Source organism: Pseudomonas fluorescens (genome assembly GCF_902498065.1).
Classification (GTDB): domain Bacteria; phylum Pseudomonadota; class Gammaproteobacteria; order Pseudomonadales; family Pseudomonadaceae; genus Aquipseudomonas; species Aquipseudomonas fluorescens_BJ.
In genome coordinates this window covers 19092-37438 of sequence record NZ_CABVIR010000013.1, presented here as the reverse complement: position 1 = coordinate 37438, position 18347 = coordinate 19092, and the positions used below count along the sequence as shown (strand labels likewise).

18 protein-coding genes are annotated in these 18347 nt (G+C 61.2%); 5 read left to right on the top strand and 13 right to left on the bottom strand.

Annotated elements, in window-relative coordinates:
* The first annotated feature begins 2 nt into the window (after window positions 1–2).
* Together F8N43_RS28875 and F8N43_RS28870 are read left to right on the top strand one after the other, a co-directional pair.
* Window positions 3–905 (top strand): LysR substrate-binding domain-containing protein, encoded by a 903-nt coding sequence (locus F8N43_RS28875; protein ID WP_150654703.1) that lies wholly within the window; start codon window positions 3–5, stop codon window positions 903–905.
* Window positions 906–1089: 184 nt separating this feature from the next.
* A complete protein-coding gene (locus F8N43_RS28870; protein ID WP_150637147.1) occupies window positions 1090–1950 on the top strand; it encodes a CAP domain-containing protein in 861 nt (286 codons plus the stop codon).
* A gap of 30 nt (window positions 1951–1980) precedes the next feature.
* On the opposite strand, the gene F8N43_RS28865 is transcribed toward F8N43_RS28870, so the two are convergent.
* The 9 genes from F8N43_RS28865 to F8N43_RS28825 all read right to left on the bottom strand — a co-directional run bounded on the left by F8N43_RS28865 (window position 1981) and on the right by F8N43_RS28825 (window position 10903).
* A complete protein-coding gene (locus tag F8N43_RS28865) occupies window positions 1981–2613 on the bottom strand; it encodes a glutaminyl-peptide cyclotransferase (protein WP_150637149.1) in 633 nt (210 codons plus the stop codon).
* 35 nt (window positions 2614–2648) lie between these two features.
* A complete protein-coding gene (locus F8N43_RS28860) occupies window positions 2649–3869 on the bottom strand; it encodes a helix-turn-helix domain-containing protein (RefSeq protein WP_150654702.1) in 1221 nt (406 codons plus the stop codon).
* Between the two features lie 114 nt (window positions 3870–3983).
* Window positions 3984–4466, bottom strand: a complete 483-nt coding sequence (locus F8N43_RS28855; RefSeq protein WP_150654701.1) for a GNAT family N-acetyltransferase — start codon at window positions 4464–4466, stop codon at window positions 3984–3986.
* A 157-nt stretch (window positions 4467–4623) separates the two neighbouring features.
* Entirely contained in the window at window positions 4624–4824 is a 201-nt protein-coding gene (locus F8N43_RS28850; RefSeq protein ID WP_150637154.1) for a YbdD/YjiX family protein, read from the bottom strand.
* Window positions 4825–4948: 124 nt separating this feature from the next.
* A complete protein-coding gene (locus F8N43_RS28845; RefSeq protein ID WP_150654700.1) occupies window positions 4949–6193 on the bottom strand; it encodes a dihydrolipoyllysine-residue acetyltransferase in 1245 nt (414 codons plus the stop codon).
* A gap of 40 nt (window positions 6194–6233) precedes the next feature.
* Window positions 6234–8933: an alpha-ketoglutarate dehydrogenase gene (gene mdeB, locus F8N43_RS28840; RefSeq protein WP_150654699.1), complete on the bottom strand. Its 2700-nt coding sequence runs from the start codon at window positions 8931–8933 to the stop codon at window positions 6234–6236.
* Complete coding sequence (locus F8N43_RS28835) at window positions 8930–9217, bottom strand: hypothetical protein (RefSeq protein WP_150634170.1); 288 nt, start codon at window positions 9215–9217, stop codon at window positions 8930–8932. Before F8N43_RS28835 ends, mdeB begins: the two co-directional genes overlap by 4 nt.
* Window positions 9218–9252: 35 nt before the next feature.
* A complete protein-coding gene (locus tag F8N43_RS28830; RefSeq protein ID WP_150634171.1) occupies window positions 9253–9717 on the bottom strand; it encodes a transketolase in 465 nt (154 codons plus the stop codon).
* A gap of 169 nt (window positions 9718–9886) precedes the next feature.
* Complete coding sequence (locus F8N43_RS28825; RefSeq protein ID WP_150637162.1) at window positions 9887–10903, bottom strand: 1-aminocyclopropane-1-carboxylate deaminase; 1017 nt, start codon at window positions 10901–10903, stop codon at window positions 9887–9889.
* A 200-nt stretch (window positions 10904–11103) separates the two neighbouring features.
* Here F8N43_RS28825 and F8N43_RS28820 point away from each other — a divergent pair, with 200 nt between their 5' ends.
* Complete coding sequence (locus F8N43_RS28820; protein WP_017339281.1) at window positions 11104–11613, top strand: Lrp/AsnC family transcriptional regulator; 510 nt, start codon at window positions 11104–11106, stop codon at window positions 11611–11613.
* Between the two features lie 3 nt (window positions 11614–11616).
* Here the strand turns inward: F8N43_RS28820 and F8N43_RS28815 are convergent, their stop codons facing one another.
* A complete protein-coding gene (locus tag F8N43_RS28815; RefSeq protein ID WP_150654698.1) occupies window positions 11617–13053 on the bottom strand; it encodes an HD domain-containing phosphohydrolase in 1437 nt (478 codons plus the stop codon).
* 110 nt (window positions 13054–13163) lie between these two features.
* On the opposite strand from F8N43_RS28815, the gene F8N43_RS28810 reads away from it, so the two are divergent.
* Window positions 13164–13994 carry an alpha/beta hydrolase gene (locus F8N43_RS28810; protein ID WP_150654697.1) on the top strand — a complete coding sequence of 277 codons (831 nt, stop codon included), beginning with the start codon at window positions 13164–13166 and terminating at the stop codon, window positions 13992–13994.
* Between the two features lie 154 nt (window positions 13995–14148).
* Here the strand turns inward: F8N43_RS28810 and F8N43_RS28805 are convergent, their stop codons facing one another.
* Both F8N43_RS28805 and F8N43_RS28800 read right to left on the bottom strand, forming a co-directional pair.
* Window positions 14149–15069 carry a LysR family transcriptional regulator gene (locus F8N43_RS28805; protein WP_150634176.1) on the bottom strand — a complete coding sequence of 307 codons (921 nt, stop codon included), beginning with the start codon at window positions 15067–15069 and terminating at the stop codon, window positions 14149–14151.
* Window positions 15070–15101: 32 nt separating this feature from the next.
* Entirely contained in the window at window positions 15102–16085 is a 984-nt protein-coding gene (locus tag F8N43_RS28800; RefSeq protein WP_150654696.1) for an MBL fold metallo-hydrolase, read from the bottom strand.
* A 210-nt stretch (window positions 16086–16295) separates the two neighbouring features.
* Between F8N43_RS28800 and F8N43_RS28795 the strand changes: the two genes are divergently transcribed.
* The gene (locus tag F8N43_RS28795) at window positions 16296–16712 is read left to right on the top strand and encodes a helix-turn-helix domain-containing protein (RefSeq protein WP_150634178.1); all 417 of its coding nucleotides are present in this window, start codon (window positions 16296–16298) and stop codon (window positions 16710–16712) included.
* A gap of 170 nt (window positions 16713–16882) precedes the next feature.
* On the opposite strand, the gene F8N43_RS28790 is transcribed toward F8N43_RS28795, so the two are convergent.
* Complete coding sequence (locus tag F8N43_RS28790) at window positions 16883–18325, bottom strand: catalase (RefSeq protein WP_318182900.1); 1443 nt, start codon at window positions 18323–18325, stop codon at window positions 16883–16885.
* Window positions 18326–18347: the final 22 nt, after the last annotated feature.

Below are 18347 nucleotides of genomic sequence, written 5' to 3'. Positions count from 1 at the left end.
CAATGTTCGAACTGACCCAACTGCGCTGCTTCACCACGGTGGCCACCGAACTGAACTTCCGGCGTGCTGCCGAGCGATTGAACATGACCCAGCCGCCGCTCAGCCGACAGATTCAGCTGCTGGAACATCACCTGGGCGTCGAGCTGTTTACCCGCACCACCCGCAGCGTCGCCCTGACTGCTGCCGGCCGGGCATTTTTCATCGAAGCGCAAAACCTGCTTGAACGCGCACAGCAAGCCGCCACCACCGCCCGGCGTTTTGCCGAGGGCGATATCGGCACGGTCAACATCAGTTTTGTCGGCAGTGCGGTGTATGAATTCCTGCCCAAGGTGATTGCCGAAGCCCGGCTCAAGCAACCGCACGTGAAAATCGACCTGGCGGAAATGAACACCTACCAGCAGCACGAAGCCCTGCGCGCCCGCCGTATCGATCTGGGCATCGTCCGCGCGCCGTTGCTGGAACCGGGTTACGCCACCGAGTGCCTGGTGCGCGAGCCGTTTGTCCTGGCTGTACCCAGCCATCATCGATTGGCCAGCGCCGCAACCGTGTCGGTCAAAGACCTCGATGCGCAACCGTTTCTGATGTACTCCCACGCGGCCTATCCGCCGTTCAACGAACTGCTGACCGGCATGCTGCGCTCGGCCCGCGTCGCCCCGGAATACGTGCAATGGCTCGGCTCGTCGCTGACCATCCTGGCGCTGGTCAACGCCGGCATGGGTCTGGCGCTAGTGCCACGGTGCGCCAGCAGCGTGGTGTTCAAGAACGTGGTGTTTCGCGATATCGATCTGGGGGAAGGTGTGCAGAGCGAGTTGCATTTGATCTGGCGCGAGAACAATGACAACCCGGCGTTTACGATGTTGCTGGAGGGGATTCGCACCGCGGTGCGGGAGGGATGGGGGGTGTAGATGGCGGGCGAGATGTGTGGATGTTGCTTATCGGCAAAACAGCACCGTACGGTACGTCCGTCGGACGCGCGGCGGCGCCGTTAAATATGCCCTCCTGCACCGTGAACCTTGTTTCAGCTCCCCAGTCTTACAGCGGCGCCAATTCCTCCCCTAACCGTTGTCATCTCTTCAGAGCTGTCCTTCCATGCGCCAAACCGCCCACGCCTTGCGCTTGACTTCGCTGTGCCTGTTTACCCTGCTTGCTTTTACCACCAGCCCCGCCCACGCCGGAGCGGAACGGCAACTGGTGGAAGCCATCAACGATTATCGTGCCCACCCGCAGCGCTGCGAACGACGTCCTGCCCAACGTTTGTCACCGCTGACGCTGAAATCCAATCTGGCTTTGCCGATCGGCTACGGTGGCGGCTTACGGGACCGGTTGAAAGCGTCCGGTTATCAGGCAGTGACCGTGCGTACCCTGCGCGTGGTCGGCGCGCAAGATGCCGAAGAGGCCTTCGACCTGCTGCAGAGCGACTACTGCATGGCATTGCTGGATAACCAATACGCCGATATCGGCGTCAGTCGCAGCCGCAGCGAATGGCAAGTGGTGCTGGCGCGGCCGGTACTGGACAGCCAAATGGACGACACCCGAGCCGTCAACCGGTCCTTGCTCGCCCAGGTCAACGCCGCGCGAGCAAAACCGCGCCTCTGCGGGCGCCAGCGCTTCGCCGCCGCCCGACCACTCGCCTGGAATGCCAGCCTCGGGGCCGCAGCACAGGGCCACAGCAAGGCGATGGCCTACGGAAATTACTTCGCACACCGTGATCCCGACGGTGATACGCCGGCCGACCGTGCGAGAGCTGCCGGATTCCGTGGCCGCCAGATCGGAGAAAACATCGCCGCGGGCCAAGGCTCACCGAGCAAGGCAATGGCAGGCTGGCTCGCCAGTCCCGGACACTGTGCCAACCTGATGAGCCCGATGTTCACCCAAGTGGGAGCCGCCTACGCGACGGACTCGCGCAGTGACGAAGGGGTTTACTGGACGATGTTGTTTGGAGCGCCTTGAGGCCGGGAACGCAGCAAATATCATGAGGCGTCACGCAGGCCGGCGCACCGCCCTCACCTTCCCGCTGCCACCGCCGCCGCAAAAGAACTGATCGCCGCCATCGGACTCAAGTCCCGACACGCCGACTCCGGTCGGCATCTTGACGCTATGCAGCACTTCCCCGGTTTCGGAATCCACGCGGCGCAACTCGCTTTCCTCCCCTTCCCACGTTCCATGCCAAAGCTGCCCATCAACCCAGGTCACTCCGGTAACGAAGCGGTTGGACTCGATCGTGCGCAAAATCGCGCCGGTCTCGGGGTCGATCTGGTGAATTTTCCGGTCGCGATAACGGCCGACCCACAACGTACCTTCAGCCCACGTCAGCCCGGAATCATTGCCGCCACCCGGTGCCGGGATGGTGCTGAGCACCTGGCCGGTGTGCGGGTCGATTTTCTGGATGCGGTCGGCGGCGAGCTGGAACAGGTGCTGGCCGTCAAACGCCGTGCCCGCGTCGGCGGTAACCTCGATTGAACGCAAGGTCTTGCCGCTGGCCGGGTCGAGCGCGATGAGCTGTTCGCCACTGGCAAACCAGACACGTTCACCGTCCCAGGTCACACCATGCACGCTGTCGACGCCGGTGAACGGGCCATATTCACGGAGGATTTCTGCGCTTGAGTGTTTCATCTCGATTGCCTCTTCAGGGGTTCGTGGCGTTCATCCTAGTCACTCGGCAGAGGCGCCGGGAGTAACAAGGTCGTCGCGAAACCCGGCACCGGCGGGGTCATCCAGCGCCGGGCCCGGCCACGCCCGAATGGCTGCACTTTGCCGGCCGCCGCCAGCGCGTCGAGTGCGCGCTGCACCGTGCGTTGACTGCTGCCGAGGGCCAACGCCAGCGCTGAACTTGACCAGGATTCGCCGTCGGCGAGCAACGCAAACAGCGCCGCGTATCGTTCTTCCACCGGTTGCGCCAGCACCACCACGTCGGATGAAACCAGCGCCACCAGTGCAAACCCGTGTTGGGTGGCGACGACACCCGCCAAGGGTTTCAGCGCCGAGCGCAGGCGCCCGACTTCAACACGCAAGCGCGCTCGATGGGACTCGTCCGATAGCTTCAGGCGAAACGCCCGGCGAATCAGTGTCTCCCTCGATACGTCCGCCGGCCAGGTTTCGGCCAACGCCCGCACGAGGGCGAACAGCACCGGGCGCCTGGACAGGGAAACCGACATGCCGGCGCCGCGCACGGCATAACGGCAGGCGTCCACCACCAGCGCGGTCGACTCGAGCACGGCTTCAACTTCATCCAGTAACAACGGTCGCTCTTCGCCATGGGCGATCAGGCGCGCTGCCGGGGAGTTCAGGACGAGAAAGGCGTTTTCGACCTCGGCAGTGAGCGCCGGGATACCCGCCTCGCGCGCGGCATGCTCGGCCCTCGTCAGGGCATGTCGGGCTGTTTGCGATTGCAGGCGGCGGATCGCAATACCCGCCGCCACCAATTCATGGGCGGCGCGCAAAACCGGTGGCAGCGTTGCAGGGTCCAGCGCAGCGAGCAGAACGTCAGCCTCGTCGAGGCGCCCGATCAGTAACAATCGCCGAATCTGCAGATACCGCGCGTGAGCGGCGTTCACTCGATCCCCGTGCGCCTCCAGCGTCACCCGTGCAGCTTCGAGCGCCTTCACTGGCCAGCCCAGGTCGCGCGAAGCCAGCGCAATTTCGGCCTCAGCCACCACGCACCGCGCCCGCGCCAACGCCTCTTTCGGGCCGAATGCGCGCGCGGCGCTTTTCATCAGCGCTTTCGCCCGAACCAGATCGCCGAGCTGCGCCATGGCGATACCGCGCAACGCGAGCGCGGGCGCATCGTCACGCAACGCCACCCGGTCCAGCGCTCCGAGCGGGTCGCCCGCCGCCAGTGCCCGCGCTGCGGCGGTGATCAATGAGTCCATAGGAGTAGCGCCACGGTTGTCGCCCCTGTCGTTCGATAACCTTGGTTAGTCTAGTCACGCGGCTGGATGAGGACGGGGCGGGATTGTTTGCGTTTGTAAGGGGATGTCCGAGGGTCAGGCGTGCGTCAGCAACCGCATGTTCAACAGTGCGACCCGACGACCATCCGGCGAGAGCCGGTCCTCAATACCGAACGGTACAAAACCGAGCTGCGGATACAGCAGCAGTCCCGCTGTGTTTTCGTTGAAGCATGAAATCTGCACTTCACTGGCCTGGTGACGATCGACCGCCAGCCCCACCATCGTCTCCACCAGAAATTTCGCCACGCCCTTTCCCCGGGCCCTGGGTGCCACGATCACATTGCCGATCGCGCACACGCCTTCGCGCTCAAACCGGTAAAAGTTCGCAAAACCAATCACACAGCCGTTCTCTTCAACCACCGTTGAGTCAGAACGCTGGGCAATCGATGCAAGTAATTGGGCGTCCGTCAGCGGGTACTGCCCCTTCGGAAACATGAAAAACAGTTCTTCAGGGGTTTGCGGGAAATTACAGATCGCCAGAACATCTTCAGCGCGTACGGGGCGGTGAGTGAGGGGCATGATTCGGCTCCATCCAAATGTCGGTGTGACACATTACTGATTGAAGGCTCCGAATTAAAGTGGCTGCATGCGGACAGTTTGCTAACCATTTAACGCAAAAAGCCTCGCCCTCTCAGAGAGGACGAGGCCTTTTCGGTGACCGCCGATCAACCGGCGTTCAGCAGCACCGCGTCGTGCAACTGCGTTTGCCGTAGCGTGCTTCCTGACGCTCACGAAAAAACGCCGAATAGCTCATGACCGGTTCGTCCGGATGATTGCGCTTCATCTGTGCGACGTAGTTGTCGTAATCCGGAACGCCCACCATCAGGCGCGTGCTCTGGCTGAGAAACCTGGCGGCAAGCTGCAGTTTGCGGAACATGGCAAAAGCCTCTTTGTGGTGTTGGACGGTCCCATGAAACCGCACTTATGTATCTGAATTGTGTCCGCGACCGGGGAAGTTGTCAGTTAAGTGACTAAACGAACCCGGTAAACCGGCAACCGGGTCACAGAACCAACCGGCGGTAATCCGCCAGCACACTGCTCAGATACGCGTTGAAACGCCCCGCCGTCGCGCCATCGATCACGCGATGGTCCCAACTCAGGCTCAACGGCAGAATATTGCGCGCGACAACCTGCCCGCCCTCCAGCACGAGTCGTTCCGTGCTTTTGCCCACCCCGAGAATGGCGACTTCCGGCGCATTGATGATCGGCGTGAAATACGTCCCGCCAATACCGCCCAACGACGAGATCGAAAAGCAGCCGCCACTCATCTCGGCAACGCTCAATTTGCCCCCCCGCGCCTTTTCAGCCAGCGCCGACATTTCCCGGGCAATCGCCAGCACGCCTTTCTGATCGACGTCCTTGATGACGGGGACGACCAACCCTTCGGGCGTATCGACGGCGAAACCGATGTGGCAATAGCGCTTTAACACCAGGTCGTCGCCATTGAGACTGGCATTGAACTCAGGGAATTTTTTCAATGCGCCGGCACAGGCTTTCATCAACAACGCCAGCAACGTCAACTTAACCCCGCTGCCGGCCTTTTCCTTGTTCACCTGCACGCGGAATTGTTCGAGCTGCGTGATATCGGCGTCGTCATGATTGGTCACGTGGGGAATCATGAGCCAATTGCGATGCAGGTTCGCCCCGCTGATTTTGCGGATTCTCGACAGTGTCCGGGTTTCCACCGGCCCGTATTTGGCAAAATCCACCACCGGCCAGGGCAGCAATCCGCCCAATGGCTGAACACCGGTTTCAGTTACCGTCAGTACGCCTTTCACATGGGCCAACACGTCGGCTTTGGTGATGCGGCGACGTAGACCCGTGCCCTGAATGGCCTTGAGCGAAACACCCAGCTCACGAGAGAACTTGCGAACCGATGGCGATGCCAGCGGCAAGTCCGTTGGTGGATTAAACGCTTCGATGAGCAACGCTGGCTCAGCCACCGACAGAGGCGCCGCGACCGTTGCAACGGGCTCTATGCTGGGCGCAGACGTCGCCAATCGCTCTTCATTTTCGATAAAGGCAATCGGCGATCCCTCGCTGACTTTGTCATCCAGCCTGACCACCAACGATTGCAACACGCCCGTCTGCGGCGATGGAATTTCCATGGACGCCTTGTCGGTCTCGACGATGATCAGGGTCTGCCCTTCGACCACCGCATCGCCCACCTTGACCGGTATTTCTATGACACCGACATCCTTGGCATCGCCGATGTCGGGCATTCGCACTTCATGCACATTCTTCATGACCATTTCCTGAAAATTCGACTCGACCTGAAGCCCGGCTTCAAGCTTCCCAAGGCGCGATGGCGTCCACATCAATCGCGTAGCGCGCAATCGCTTCGGCGCACACGCCGACATCGAGGCGTCCTTCCTGAACCAGTGACGTCAGGGCGCTCAAGACGATCTGATGGCGGTCCACTTCAAAAAACGAGCGCAACCTGCCACGGGTATCACTGCGGCCAAATCCGTCGGTGCCAAGTGCCGTGTACCGCGCCGGCACGTAACTGGCGATCAGTTGGGGCAAGGCGCGCACGTAATCGGTACAGGCGATGATCGGCGCTGCGTCGTTGAGCGATTCCTGAACGTGGCTGCGCCGCGTCGGTTGTCCGGGATGCAGGCGATTCCAGCGCTCCACTTCACGGGCCTCGCGGGCCAGTTCGGTGAAGCTGGTGACGCTCCAGACTTCGCTGTCGATGTTCCAGTCGCTGGCCAGCAACTCCGCCGCGGCGATCACTTCAAGCAGGATCGCACCGGAACCCAACAACTGAACGCTGCCGCGGGCATCCTCGATTTCATGTCGGGCGAACAAGTACATGCCTTTGACAATGGCCTGTTCGACACCCTCGGGCAGGTTGGGCTGTGGGTAGTTCTCGTTCATCAAGGTGACGTAGTAAAACTCGTCGACCTGACGCTCCAGCATCTGGCGCATGCCGTGATCCAGAATGACCGCGAACTCGCCGGCGAACGCCGGATCGTAGGCCCGGCAGTTGGGCACCATCGCCGCCATCAGGTGGCTGTTGCCGTCCTGGTGCTGCAAACCCTCGCCGCCCAACGTCGTGCGACCCGCCGTGGCGCCGAGCAGGAACCCACGCGCGCGCTGGTCCGCCGCCGCCCAGATCAGGTCGCCGATGCGCTGGAAGCCGAACATCGAGTAGTAGATATAGAACGGCAACATCGGCAGGCCATGCACCGAATAACTGGTCGCGGCCGCTACCCAGGAACTGATCGCCCCCGCCTCGCTGATGCCTTCTTCGAGAATCTGCCCATCGAGCGCCTCCCGATAACTGAGGATCGAACCGATGTCCTCCGGTTCATAACGCTGGCCCACGCTGGAATAGATACCGATCTGCTTGAACAGGCTGGCCATGCCGAACGTACGCGCCTCATCCGCCACGATCGGCACGATGCGCGGGCCCAGTTGTTTGTCCCGGAGCAAACCGCTGAGCATCCGCACGAAGGCCATGGTAGTGGACATTTCCTTGCCTTCGGCGGCAATGGCGAACCCGGCGTAGCTGTTGACATCTGGCACGGCCAACGACGTCGACGTGGCAGGTCGCGAGGGCATGTAGCCGCCCAATGCCCGGCGACGTTCGTGCAGGTAACGCATTTCTGCGCTGTCGTCGGCAGGTTTGAAGAAGCTCAGCGAGGTCGCCTGTTCATCGGTCAGCGGCAAATTGAAGCGGTTGCGGAAGGCGATCAAGGCGTCATTGTCGAGTTTCTTCTGCTGATGGACAGTCATTTTTCCCTGCCCGGCATCGCCCATGCCGAAACCTTTTTTGGTCTGCGCCAAAATCACCGTGGGTTTTCTGCCCTCGCGCATCGCGCTGTGGTACGCGGCAAAAATCTTCACCACGTCGTGGCCACCGCGTTTGAGGCGGTCGATCTGTTCATCGGTCAGGCCCTGGGCCAGGTGAGCCAGTGCTTCGTTCTGGCCAAAGAACTGTTCGCGGTTGAAACGACCGTCCTTGGCGGCAAAGGTCTGGAACTGGCCATCGACCGTGGTGGACAGGGCCTTGACCAGCGCGCCGTCGTGATCCCGCGCAAACAGTCCGTCCCAGTCGGAGCCCCAGACCAGTTTGATGACGTTCCAGCCCGCGCCACCGAACAGCGCCTCCAGCTCGTCGATGATGCGACCGTTGCCCCGCACCGGACCGTCCAGTCGCTGAAGGTTGCAGTTGACCACCCACACCAGATTATCCAGCCCTTCGCGCGCCGCCAGCGTCAGGGCCGACATGCTTTCCGGCTCATCCATTTCACCGTCGCCGAACACCCCCCAAACCGTGCGCCCGGCGGTGTCTTGCAAGCCGCGGTGTTCCAGGTAACGCATGAACCGCGCCTGGTAGATCGAGCTGATCGGACCGATGCCCATCGAGCCGGTCGGGAACTGCCAGAAGTCCGGCATCAACCACGGGTGAGGATAACTCGACAGGCCACGGGCGCCATTGGCGCGCGCGCCGATCTCTTGCCGGTAATGCTGCAGATCCTTCTCCTCGAGGCGGCCCTCCAGAAAAGCCCGTGCATAGACGCCGGGCGCCGAGTGGGGCTGGTAGAACACCAGATCACCGCCACTGGTTTCAGTGCGCGCCCTGAAGAAGTGGTTGAAGCCCACTTCAAACAAATCGGCGGCGCTCGCGTAACTGGCGATGTGGCCGCCGAGTTCTCCGTAGGCCTGGTTGGCTCTCGCCACCATGACCAACGCGTTCCAGCGCATGATCGAGGCCAGGCGTTCTTCGAGCGCCAGATCCCCGGGAAACACCGGCTGCTGCTCAACGCTGATGGTGTTGATGTAGGGCGTGCCGTGGCGCGGCCGCCAGCGCATTTCGGCAGTGCTGGCCAGCGTCACCAGCATGTCCATGATCTGCCTGGCTTGCCCGGCACCGCCATGGGCGATGACCGATAGCAGGGCGTCCCGCCATTCAGCGATTTCCTGGGCATCTTCAGCGGTCTGGCCCGGCAATTGGGCATGAATGTCGGACGGGTTCATGGGCAACTCCTGCAGGTGTCGGGAAACACTTCAAGGTGGCGCGAATGGCTGGCTCGGGCGAGTCTTTTGACTTGCTCCATCGCCTCGAGGATGGAACGCTCCGCCGAGACGACATTCGCCGTCTCGACATGGATCATCGCAACATTGTCAAAACAGCTGAAGCCCTGGTGGATCAAGTCAATATGATCGCTTTCAAGTCCGGACGCGATGACGACGATACGCGTGCAACTTGAAGGCTCGCGCATCCACTTCATGGCTTTGCGACAGTCGGCAGTTTGGCTCATAGGCTTCGCCTTTCTTGTTTGGGGGGGGCTGATTGCTAAATGCCGCAGCGTTCCTGCAGCACGCTTTTCGCCAGGCTCCGGGTGGCCGATAGAACCGCTTCCACCTGTCGATCCATCGCCGCGCTGGAGGACGCTACTTCTCCCAGTTCGACGACGCGCAACGGGTGACCACAGACAGAGCCCAGCCAAGCCAGGACAGGGGCCGCGCCGACTTCGACGTCCAGTAAAAAGCTGCCTTTGGAAACGTAGCGCAGCAGTTGACCGGCGTCACACGCATCGACTCGCGTCGATTGCCCGGGGTTGAACCCGACCCGCAACCAGTCGAGCATCAGTTCCCTGGATTGCTTGACGGCCAGGTAAGCCACCTGATCCCAGTCATCGATGGCCACGTGCAGCTTGTCGATCATGTATTTGGGCAACGCGGCACTGGTCACGATGACCACTCCGGCATCCGCCGAGGGTTCCTTGATCCAGACGGCGGATTGCGATATCGCATGCATGGCGCTACTCCCGGTAATTTGAACGATCCGGCGCTGTTGCCCCCATCCCTGTAGGCGCCGGCTTGTCGCTGGCGGTGTTCCGACGATAGCGGTGGGTCAGGCAACATCGCTGCTGAAGGCACTGACGCTATCGCCAGCAAGCCGGCTCCTACAGGTGTTCGGCTCTGGATCAGCCGTTACGGAACAGGAAGCTGTAGGCATTCAACGCAGGCACCCCGCCGAGGTGTGCGTAAAGCACTTTCGAGCCGTCGGGGAACTCGCCACGGCGAACCATCTCGATCATCCCGTGCATGGATTTGCCTTCGTACACCGGGTCGGTCAGCACGCCTTCAAGGCTGCCGCATAGACGAATGGCCTCCAGCGTGCCGTCGTTGGGCAACCCGTATTCCGGATAGGCGAACCGTGTGTCGAGCACCACATCCTCCTCGGTGATTTCGCGCCCCAGCTCCACCAGTTCAGCGGTGTGCCGGGCGATACGCAGGATCTGCGCCTTGGTTTTTTCCGGTTTGGCCGAAGCGTCGATACCGATGACGTTTTTCGAACGACCGTCGGCAGCAAACCCGACCACCATGCCCGCCTGGGTGCTGCCGGTCACCGAGCAGACCACGATGTAATCAAACTTGAAGCCGAGCTCTTTTTCCTGCTGGCGGACTTCCTCGGCGAAACCGACGAAACCGAGGCCTCCATACGGATGCTCGGAACACCCCGCCGGGATCGGAAACGGTTTGCCGCCCCGCTCCACCACATCATTCATGGCCTTCTCCCAGCTCGGCCGGATGCCGATGTCGAACCCGGCGGCGTCGAGTCGCACGTCTGCGCCCATGATGCGAGACATCTCGATATTGCCGACGCGGTCATACACGGCATCGGAGTAGTTCACCCAGTTTTCTTGAACCAGCACACACTTCATGCCGAGGTGGGCGGCGACGGCAGCGACCTGGCGGGTCTGGTTCGACTGGATCCCGCCGATGGACACCAGGGTGTCGCAGCCCTGCTCGATGGCTTCGGGAATCAGGTATTCGAGCTTGCGCGTCTTGTTGCCACCGAAGGCCAGACCACTGTTGCAGTCTTCACGTTTGGCATACAGCTCGACCTTGCCGCCCAGGTGTTCGCTGAGGCGTTTCAAGGGCGTGATGGGTGAAGGGCCGAAGGTCAACGGATAACGTTTAAAACGATTCAGGTTCATGGCTTTGCTCCTTGATTATTGGATATCCAAGCGCCAGACCGAAAGGCCAACAGGCTGCATTTCAGGTTCTTTCAGAGGGGCTTCGATGAGTTCAATATTAAGAACAAAGCCAAAAATATGTGTTGCAAGTTTCAATCAATTAAAGAAACATAAATCAACAGCTATTACTTAAAACATACTTTTATTGTGCAGAATTAACTATGAGCGCAACAAATAACCATAAGAAACCCGGCACTCCCGGTGCGGAGCCGCTCACGCTGGACCGGACCGATCGCGCCATTCTCAAGACCCTGCAGCGAGACGCCTCCATCTCCAATGTGGCGCTTGCCGAGAAGGTAAAACTGAGCGCGCCGGCCTGTCTGCGGCGCGTCGAACGCCTCAAACAGGCGGGCCTGATCAAGGGCATTGTCGCGCTGCTGGACAACGACGCGCTGGACGCGGGCATGGTGGTGTTGATCGGCGTAGTGCTGGACCGCTCGACGCCGGAATCCTTCGCCGCTTTCGAGGCCGCGGCACAGAAAGTGTCCGGCTGCATGGAGTGCCATGTGGTGACGGGGGAATTCGACTACTTCATGTTGATCCGCACCAAGGACAGCAACAGCTTCAACCGCCTGCACGCGGAGCAGTTGCTTTACCTGCCGGGGGTTCGCCAGATTCGTTCATTCATGGGGTTGCGCCAGGTGTTGTCGACCACCCACATCCCCATTTGAGGGTTATATCAATCCGAGCGTCAGCGCCTTCAGCGTCGCCGCCGCACGGGTCGTGCATTGCAGTTTGCGGAACACACTCTCGACATGGGTGCGCACCGTGCTCGGGCTGATGCCGAGCTGGCGCGCCACCTCTTTGTTGCTGCCGCCCATGCTGATGCGCTGCAGGATTTGCGTCTCGCGGTCGCTCAGCGGGCTGGCGTTTCCCCTGGGCGCGACGGCGCTCTCGCCGCGAGCCGCCGCGATGACCGCCTGACAGGCCTGAGGGTCGAAACGCCCCAGCGCGGCTTCGTGGAGCAAGAGACGCTCGGCGTCACTGTCACTGAAGGCCGGACGCCACGGCCGGTCGCAACGCAATGCCTGCCAGACCAGCGTGGCCGCCAGCAAACGCTGCTCGGCGGGCAAGGCATCGCCCTCCAGGCCACGGAAGTAGCCACTGCCATCCAGTCGTTCATAAGCATTCGCCGCCAGTCGACCCGGCGCCGACAGTTCAGGGATCTGGCCGCAGGCGCGCGACGTCCAGTAAGGCACCAGCCGAACCTGTTCGAGATCACCGTCCAGCAAAGCGCCCGTCGTGTTCCAGATTCGGTTGGGCACCGCCGCCCGGCCGATGCCATGAATCAACGCGGCTTTCGCGGCCTGGTCAGCCGACTGTTCCGACAAGCCCCACAACCTCGCGGCCTCCCGGACAAGTTCGGCCGACCGGCGTGAGTAGCCCGCCAGCCAAGGCAGCTTGAGGTCGATCACATCCCCGACCAGCGTCAGCGCAACCTGCCCCTTGCTTCCCTGCGGTTGCGAAGGATCGTCTTGCGGCACGCGCAACGATTCCAGCCAGTCTTTGGCATTGAGCGCAAGTTTTGCAGCCAGCGACGCCGGATAGCGACGATCACCCTTGGCCGCGATCCATTCCAGTGCTGCATCCAATCCGTGAACCCGGGAGAGGATTTCCAGATCACCGGCCAGCAGTACTTGATAGACAACCTCAGGCACCTCGGGATGGCGCAAGCCAAAAGGTTTGCCTTCACCGTCGAACTGCTCGAACACACGTCGCAGCCCGTGTTCGACCGGCGTGCTCAGGCCAAGCGTGTGCGCGATATCGCCCGACACCTCGCAATGCACCACGGCTAACGGCGCCGATTTGCGCATCGCGCGCAGGCCTGCCGCACCCAGTGTCTGGCTCAGCATGGCGTTGCGGCCCTCGACGTCATCGCCCAGCAAACGGGTAAAACCCTCGGCATTGGCCGTACACCCCGACCAGCGAAGCAAGGCCACTTGTCGTGCGACTTCGGTGTGTTCGCCGGCACCGTGGCAGGACTGTGCGAGCAACTGCACCAGGCGAGCCGTACGGCGTGACTGGTCGAAGGGCTGGCCCATGCTCAGGTCCCCGACCATGGACAACGCCAGGATCGCACTCTCCAGCTCGATGCCGTCACTCTCGCGCATGACACTCCCCTTTCTTCGCTGATTTTTTTGCCTGCCTCGGATAAACGACCGATACCGGACCGCCCCCGTATTCCCGAAACTGCGTCACACCAACCACAGGAGTTCCAACCATGTTCAAACCCAAGGCTATCGCCCTCGCACTCGCCATGACCTCTTCACTGTTCACCGTCGGCAGCCAGGCCGCCGCCCCGCAACCGTCGGTGGTGATCGTACACGGTGCTTTCGCTGACGGCTCCGACTGGGGCAAGGTTGTTCCACTTCTGCAGGCCGAAGGTATCAAGGTTACCGTGGTGCAAAACCCGCTGACTTCCCTTGCCGATGACGTAGCGGCTACGCAACGCGTGTTGAACAACCAGGACAACGGCGTCGTGCTGGTCGGACACTCCTGGGGCGGTACAGTCATCAGTCAGGTCGGTACAGACCAGAAAGTTCGCGCCCTGGTCTACGTCGCCGCGTTTGCCCCGGATGCGGGTCAGGCGAGTAAGGATCTGGGTAAAGACTACCCGGCACCGCCCGGCGTGAAAGACATCGCCGCTGATAAAAACGATTTTCTCTACATGACCCCCCAAGGCATGGCTACCGGTTTCGCTCAGGATCTTCCCGCCGCGCAGACCGCCGTCATGGCCGCCACGCAGGGACCGATTCGCGCCTCGGCATTCGATGACAAAACCAGCGTCGCTGCCTGGAAGGGCAAACCGACCTGGTACGTCGTCGCCCGCGAAGACCGCATGATCCAACCCGATCTGCAGCGTGCGTTTGCCAAGAAGTTGAAAGCGCAGGTCACCGAAGTCGAAGCCAGCCACGTGCCGCAGCAGTCACGTCCGGCCGACGTGGCCAAGGTCATCATCCAGGCGGTGCATGAGACTCAGGAAAAGACCGCGGAAGTGGCGGATGCAACCCAACAGCCACGCGGACCGCAAAACACCAGGAACGGGGTTTGAGCAGGCCACGTTGACTCACAAAAAAGCCGCGAATATCGCGGCTTTCTCGTTCTCAGCGTGCAGTTTTTTCGAGCGTCCAGCCCAACACATCCAAGGTATTACAAGGCGATCGAGAACATCAAATAAAATGTGTTCGGCCCCAAGGCCGCCACGTTCAAGCCGAGATAGGCAAAGGCCTCGACATGAACTCACTGATTCGCGACCGCAACCACCGCTCGGCCGGATCATTATCATGCACCCCGCTCCACGCCATCGAAAGCTGCGCGGCATCGATGGGAAACGGCGGATCCTCCGCCCGCAACGCACACCCCTCAACCAGGGCACATGCAGCATAATCCGGCACCGTCGCAATCATCTCAGTGCCGGCGAGCAACGCGCGCAAACCGCTGAACTGCGGCACACCCAATACCACACGACGGCTGCGGCCGACCTTGGCCAGATCCAGATCGATATTGCCGCTCAAGTCGCCGGAAAACGACACCATCGCATGGGGACGCTCGCAGTATTCATCCAGCGTCAGCAATCCCGGGCGCTTATCCCCGCGCAGCACCTTGCAGGGAATGTCGCGCAACTTCTTGCACTTGGCATTCGCCGGCAGATCCGTGGTGTAACTCACCCCCACAGAGATCTCTCCCGAGGCCAGCAATGCCGGCATCAGCAGATAGTTGGCCCGGCGCACCACCACCACGATCCCCGGCGCCTCCTCTTGCAGTTGCCGCAATAACGGTGGAAACAAGCCGAACTCGGCATCGTCGGACAGCCCGATGCGAAACACATCGCAGCTGGTCGTCGGATCGAATTCTTTAGCTCGGCTGACCGCTCCGGAAATCACATCCATCGCCGGCTGCAGCTCTTTGAGAATCGCCAGCGCCCGCCCGGTCGGCTCCATGCCGCGGCCATTACGCAACAGCAACGGATCGTCAAACAGATCCCGTAACCGACCCAACGCCGCACTCACCGCCGGTTGGCCCATGAACAATTTCTCAGCCACCCGGGTCAGGTTCTTCTCGAACATCAAGGCCTCGAAAATAACCAACAGGTTCATGTCGACGCGGCGCAGATCGTTACGGTTCATAGGCTCGGTTCCCCTTGTGAATGCGTCGGACTTTACTCGATCAGCGGCACTTTCGCCGCACGTTTATAGGGACCGTATTCGACCGGCACCCATTGGAAATGCTTACCCTCTGCGGCGATGTGGCCGATGCCCGGAAACGGCAAGTGCGCCGCCGTCACCCAGGTTTTGCTGACGGCTGCATCGCTGAACACCTTGGCGCGGCTCTTGATTGCTTGCTGGCTGTTGACGTCAAAGCCGATCGAGACTTCCGGGTGCAAGAACTGCACCGCGAGGTTATGCACCAGATCGCCCATGAACAGGATGCTCTGCCCCTGCGAAGTAAAACGGTACGTGGTGCTGCCCGGTGTGTGTCCAGCTTCCAGCGTGGCTTCGACGCCCGGTACAGGCGACTGACCGGCGTCGAACGTTTTAAAGCGACCTGCCGCGACGTACGGCGCCGTGGAGTCCTGGGCGATTTTGAAATACGGTTTGGCACCCTCGGGAGCCTTGGCGAGGGCCTGAGGATCGAGCCAGTAATCGGCTTCGGCCTTCGCGGCGTAGACCGTGGCGTTGGCGAACACCGGTTTCTGCTGGCCGTCGACCAGCCCGCATACATGGTCCAGGTGCAGGTGGGTCAACAGAATCGTGTCGACTTGCGAAGGTTCGTACCCGGCGGCTTTCATGTTGTCCGAGAGCATGCCCGCCGTCGCCCCGATGCACTGGCCGGCGCCGGTGTCCACCAGAATCAGTTGTTTGCCGGTGTTGATCAGAAAAGCGTTGAACGCAGTCTGCACCCCCGGCGTTTCAATCGAACGACGGGCCAGCAGCGCGCGAATCTGGCTTTGGGTCAGGCCCTTGAGCAGTTTGGGCGACAGGTCGTTGTAACCATCGAACAGTGCGGTCACCTCAAAATCGCCTACGGCCAATCGAAAGTAGCCGGGCACTTGCGAGCCAACTTGTGCCGGTGCCTGAGCCGAGGAACTGCCGGACGCCAGCGCCATCGCGAGGCCCAACGAGCAAACCAGAGAATGTTTCATGCCTTCACCCTTGATCGAATCGCAAAAGCGGCCCTGCACAGATCCGCCAATTGACATCAATCATGCACGGCCCCCCGTCCTGAAAATTGCAGCAATGTGCTGAGTTGGCACGGTTGTCCTTAACTGCGCGCAGAGGAAATTAACAACGTTTAACTCGCCTGCCAGAGCGCTCGCGCCCAAGAATGACGTTCACCGACACGGACATTTGTCATGGCACATTCTCAGCAAAACGTCGCCTGCGCGACCGTCACTGAAACGCCAAAAAAAATCACGGGTGGCCTGACCCCGTGGCGCGAAAGCCTGGCCAAGCAACTGATCCTCGAGCATCTTGGTGAAACCATAGAAGTGACCGAACTGGCCCGCGCCTGCGCGCTCTCGCGAAGTCATTTTTCACGCGCGTTCAAGTGCAGCACCGGCCTCTCGCCCCAGGACTGGATTCGCCACCAGCGCATCGTCCGGGCCAAGCAACTGATCCGGAGCACCGACCTGAGCCTCACGCAGATCAGCCTCGAATGCGGCTTCTGCGATCAGGCGCACTTCTGCCACATCTTCACCCGCAGCGAAGGCATCAACCCGTTCGCCTGGCGCTGCCGCGCCGTGCGCGCTCTTCCACGCACAACCCTGTAGGAGCCCGGTTTGCCGGCGATGGCGATTTCTCGGGCGCCATCGCTGGCAAGCCCGCTCCCACAGGGTTGTGGGGTGTTCGGAATAGTGAATTGACACAAAACCTGCAGGAGCCCGGCTTGCCGGCGATGGCGATTTCTCGGACGCCATCGCTGGCAAGCCAGCCGCCTTTTTTACCTTAGCGGCACCAACCGCTCCAACGCTTCGGCCACGCCAAACCCGTACGCCGGATCGGCCTTGGTGCAGTTGTCGATATGGCGCTGGCGGATCGCCTGCGGCACGCCGTTCATGGCGCGTGCGGTGTTGTCGAACAGCAACTGCTTGCGCACCGGGTCGAGCAAGCGGAACAGGTTGCCCGGCTGTTCGTAATGATCCTCTTCCAACCGATGATCATAGTGCTGTGCAAAGCCTTCCAGCGGCAGCGGCGGCTCGGCCAGTTCCGGCGAGTCCTGCCATTCACCGACGCTGTTAGGGAAGTAACTGGCGGTGCCGCCAAGGTTGCCGTCGGTGCGCATGGCGCCGTCGCGGTGGTAGCTGTGTGCCGGGCAGCGCGGCGCATTGACCGGGATGTGATTGAAGTTCACACCAAGGCGATAGCGCTGGGCATCGCCGTAGGAAAACAGCCGCGCCTGGAGCATGCGGTCCGGCGAGAAGCTCACGCCCGGCACCACATTGGCCGGCGAAAACGCTGCCTGTTCGATTTCGGCGAAGTGGTTTTCGGCGTTGCGATTGAGCTCCATGATGCCCACTTCAATCAGTGGAAACTCGCCGTGCGGCCAGACCTTGGTCAAGTCGAACGGGTTGTGCCGATAGTTCAGCGCCTGCGCTTCTTCCATCACCTGAATGCACAATTTCCAGCGCGGGAAATTGCCCTGCTCGATGACTTCGTAAAGATCGCGCAGATTGCTTTCGCGGTCCTTGCCGACCACCGCTTCGGCTTCGGCGTCCGAGAGGTTTTCGATGCCTTGCTGGCAGACAAAATGAAACTTCACCCACACCCGTTTGTTATCGCGGTCGATCAGGCTGAAGGTGTGACTGCCGAAGCCGTGCATGTGGCGGAAACTGGTGGGGATCCCGCGATCGCTCATCACGATGGTCACCTGGTGCAGCGCCTCGGGCAGCAGGGTCCAGAAATCCCAGTTGCTGGTGGCGTTGCGCAGGCCAGTGCGTGGGTCACGTTTGACCACGTGGTTGAGGTCGGAGAAACGCAGGGGGTCGCGGAAGAAAAACACCGGCGTGTTGTTGCCGACAATGTCCCAGTTGCCTTCATCGGTATAGAACTTCACCGCGAAGCCACGGATATCACGCTCGGCATCCGCCGCACCGCGTTCGCCGGCCACCGAGGAAAAACGCACGAACAGCGGCGTTTCCTTGCCCACCGAGCTGAAGATGCTGGCTTTTGTATAACGAGTGATGTCATGGGTGACCGTGAAGGTGCCATAGGCGCCCGCACCTTTGGCGTGCATGCGCCGTTCCGGGATCAGTTCGCGGTCAAAGTGCGCGAGTTTTTCCAGCAACCAGATGTCTTGTAAAAGCGCCGGCCCACGAGGGCCGGCGGTTTGGATATTGAGGTTGTCGACCACCGGTGCCCCGGTGGCGTTGGTCAGCTTTTTCATGGTCATGTTCTCGAAGAATTCG

Bases quoted from the DNA above. Each gene is read 5' to 3' on its own strand.
- F8N43_RS28855 (WP_150654701.1), bottom strand. From the start codon at position 4,466: ATGCCCCTCACTCACCGCCCCGTACGCGCTGAAGATGTTCTGGCGATC.
- F8N43_RS28805 (WP_150634176.1), bottom strand. From the start codon at position 15,069: ATGAACCGTAACGATCTGCGCCGCGTCGACATGAACCTGTTGGTTATT.
- F8N43_RS28860 (WP_150654702.1), bottom strand. From the start codon at position 3,869: ATGGACTCATTGATCACCGCCGCAGCGCGGGCACTGGCGGCGGGCGAC.
- F8N43_RS28835 (WP_150634170.1), bottom strand. From the start codon at position 9,217: ATGAGCCAAACTGCCGACTGTCGCAAAGCCATGAAGTGGATGCGCGAG.
- F8N43_RS28800 (WP_150654696.1), bottom strand. From the start codon at position 16,085: ATGAAACATTCTCTGGTTTGCTCGTTGGGCCTCGCGATGGCGCTGGCG.
- F8N43_RS28850 (WP_150637154.1), bottom strand. From the start codon at position 4,824: ATGTTCCGCAAACTGCAGCTTGCCGCCAGGTTTCTCAGCCAGAGCACG.
- F8N43_RS28810 (WP_150654697.1), top strand. From the start codon at position 13,164: ATGTTCAAACCCAAGGCTATCGCCCTCGCACTCGCCATGACCTCTTCA.
- F8N43_RS28865 (WP_150637149.1), bottom strand. From the start codon at position 2,613: ATGAAACACTCAAGCGCAGAAATCCTCCGTGAATATGGCCCGTTCACC.
- F8N43_RS28830 (WP_150634171.1), bottom strand. From the start codon at position 9,717: ATGCATGCGATATCGCAATCCGCCGTCTGGATCAAGGAACCCTCGGCG.
- F8N43_RS28845 (WP_150654700.1), bottom strand. From the start codon at position 6,193: ATGAAGAATGTGCATGAAGTGCGAATGCCCGACATCGGCGATGCCAAG.
- F8N43_RS28825 (WP_150637162.1), bottom strand. From the start codon at position 10,903: ATGAACCTGAATCGTTTTAAACGTTATCCGTTGACCTTCGGCCCTTCA.
- F8N43_RS28875 (WP_150654703.1), top strand. From the start codon at position 3: ATGTTCGAACTGACCCAACTGCGCTGCTTCACCACGGTGGCCACCGAA.
- F8N43_RS28790 (WP_318182900.1), bottom strand. From the start codon at position 18,325: ATGAAAAAGCTGACCAACGCCACCGGGGCACCGGTGGTCGACAACCTC.
- F8N43_RS28795 (WP_150634178.1), top strand. From the start codon at position 16,296: ATGGCACATTCTCAGCAAAACGTCGCCTGCGCGACCGTCACTGAAACG.
- mdeB (WP_150654699.1), bottom strand. From the start codon at position 8,933: ATGAACCCGTCCGACATTCATGCCCAATTGCCGGGCCAGACCGCTGAA.
- F8N43_RS28815 (WP_150654698.1), bottom strand. From the start codon at position 13,053: ATGCGCGAGAGTGACGGCATCGAGCTGGAGAGTGCGATCCTGGCGTTG.
- F8N43_RS28820 (WP_017339281.1), top strand. From the start codon at position 11,104: ATGAGCGCAACAAATAACCATAAGAAACCCGGCACTCCCGGTGCGGAG.
- F8N43_RS28870 (WP_150637147.1), top strand. From the start codon at position 1,090: ATGCGCCAAACCGCCCACGCCTTGCGCTTGACTTCGCTGTGCCTGTTT.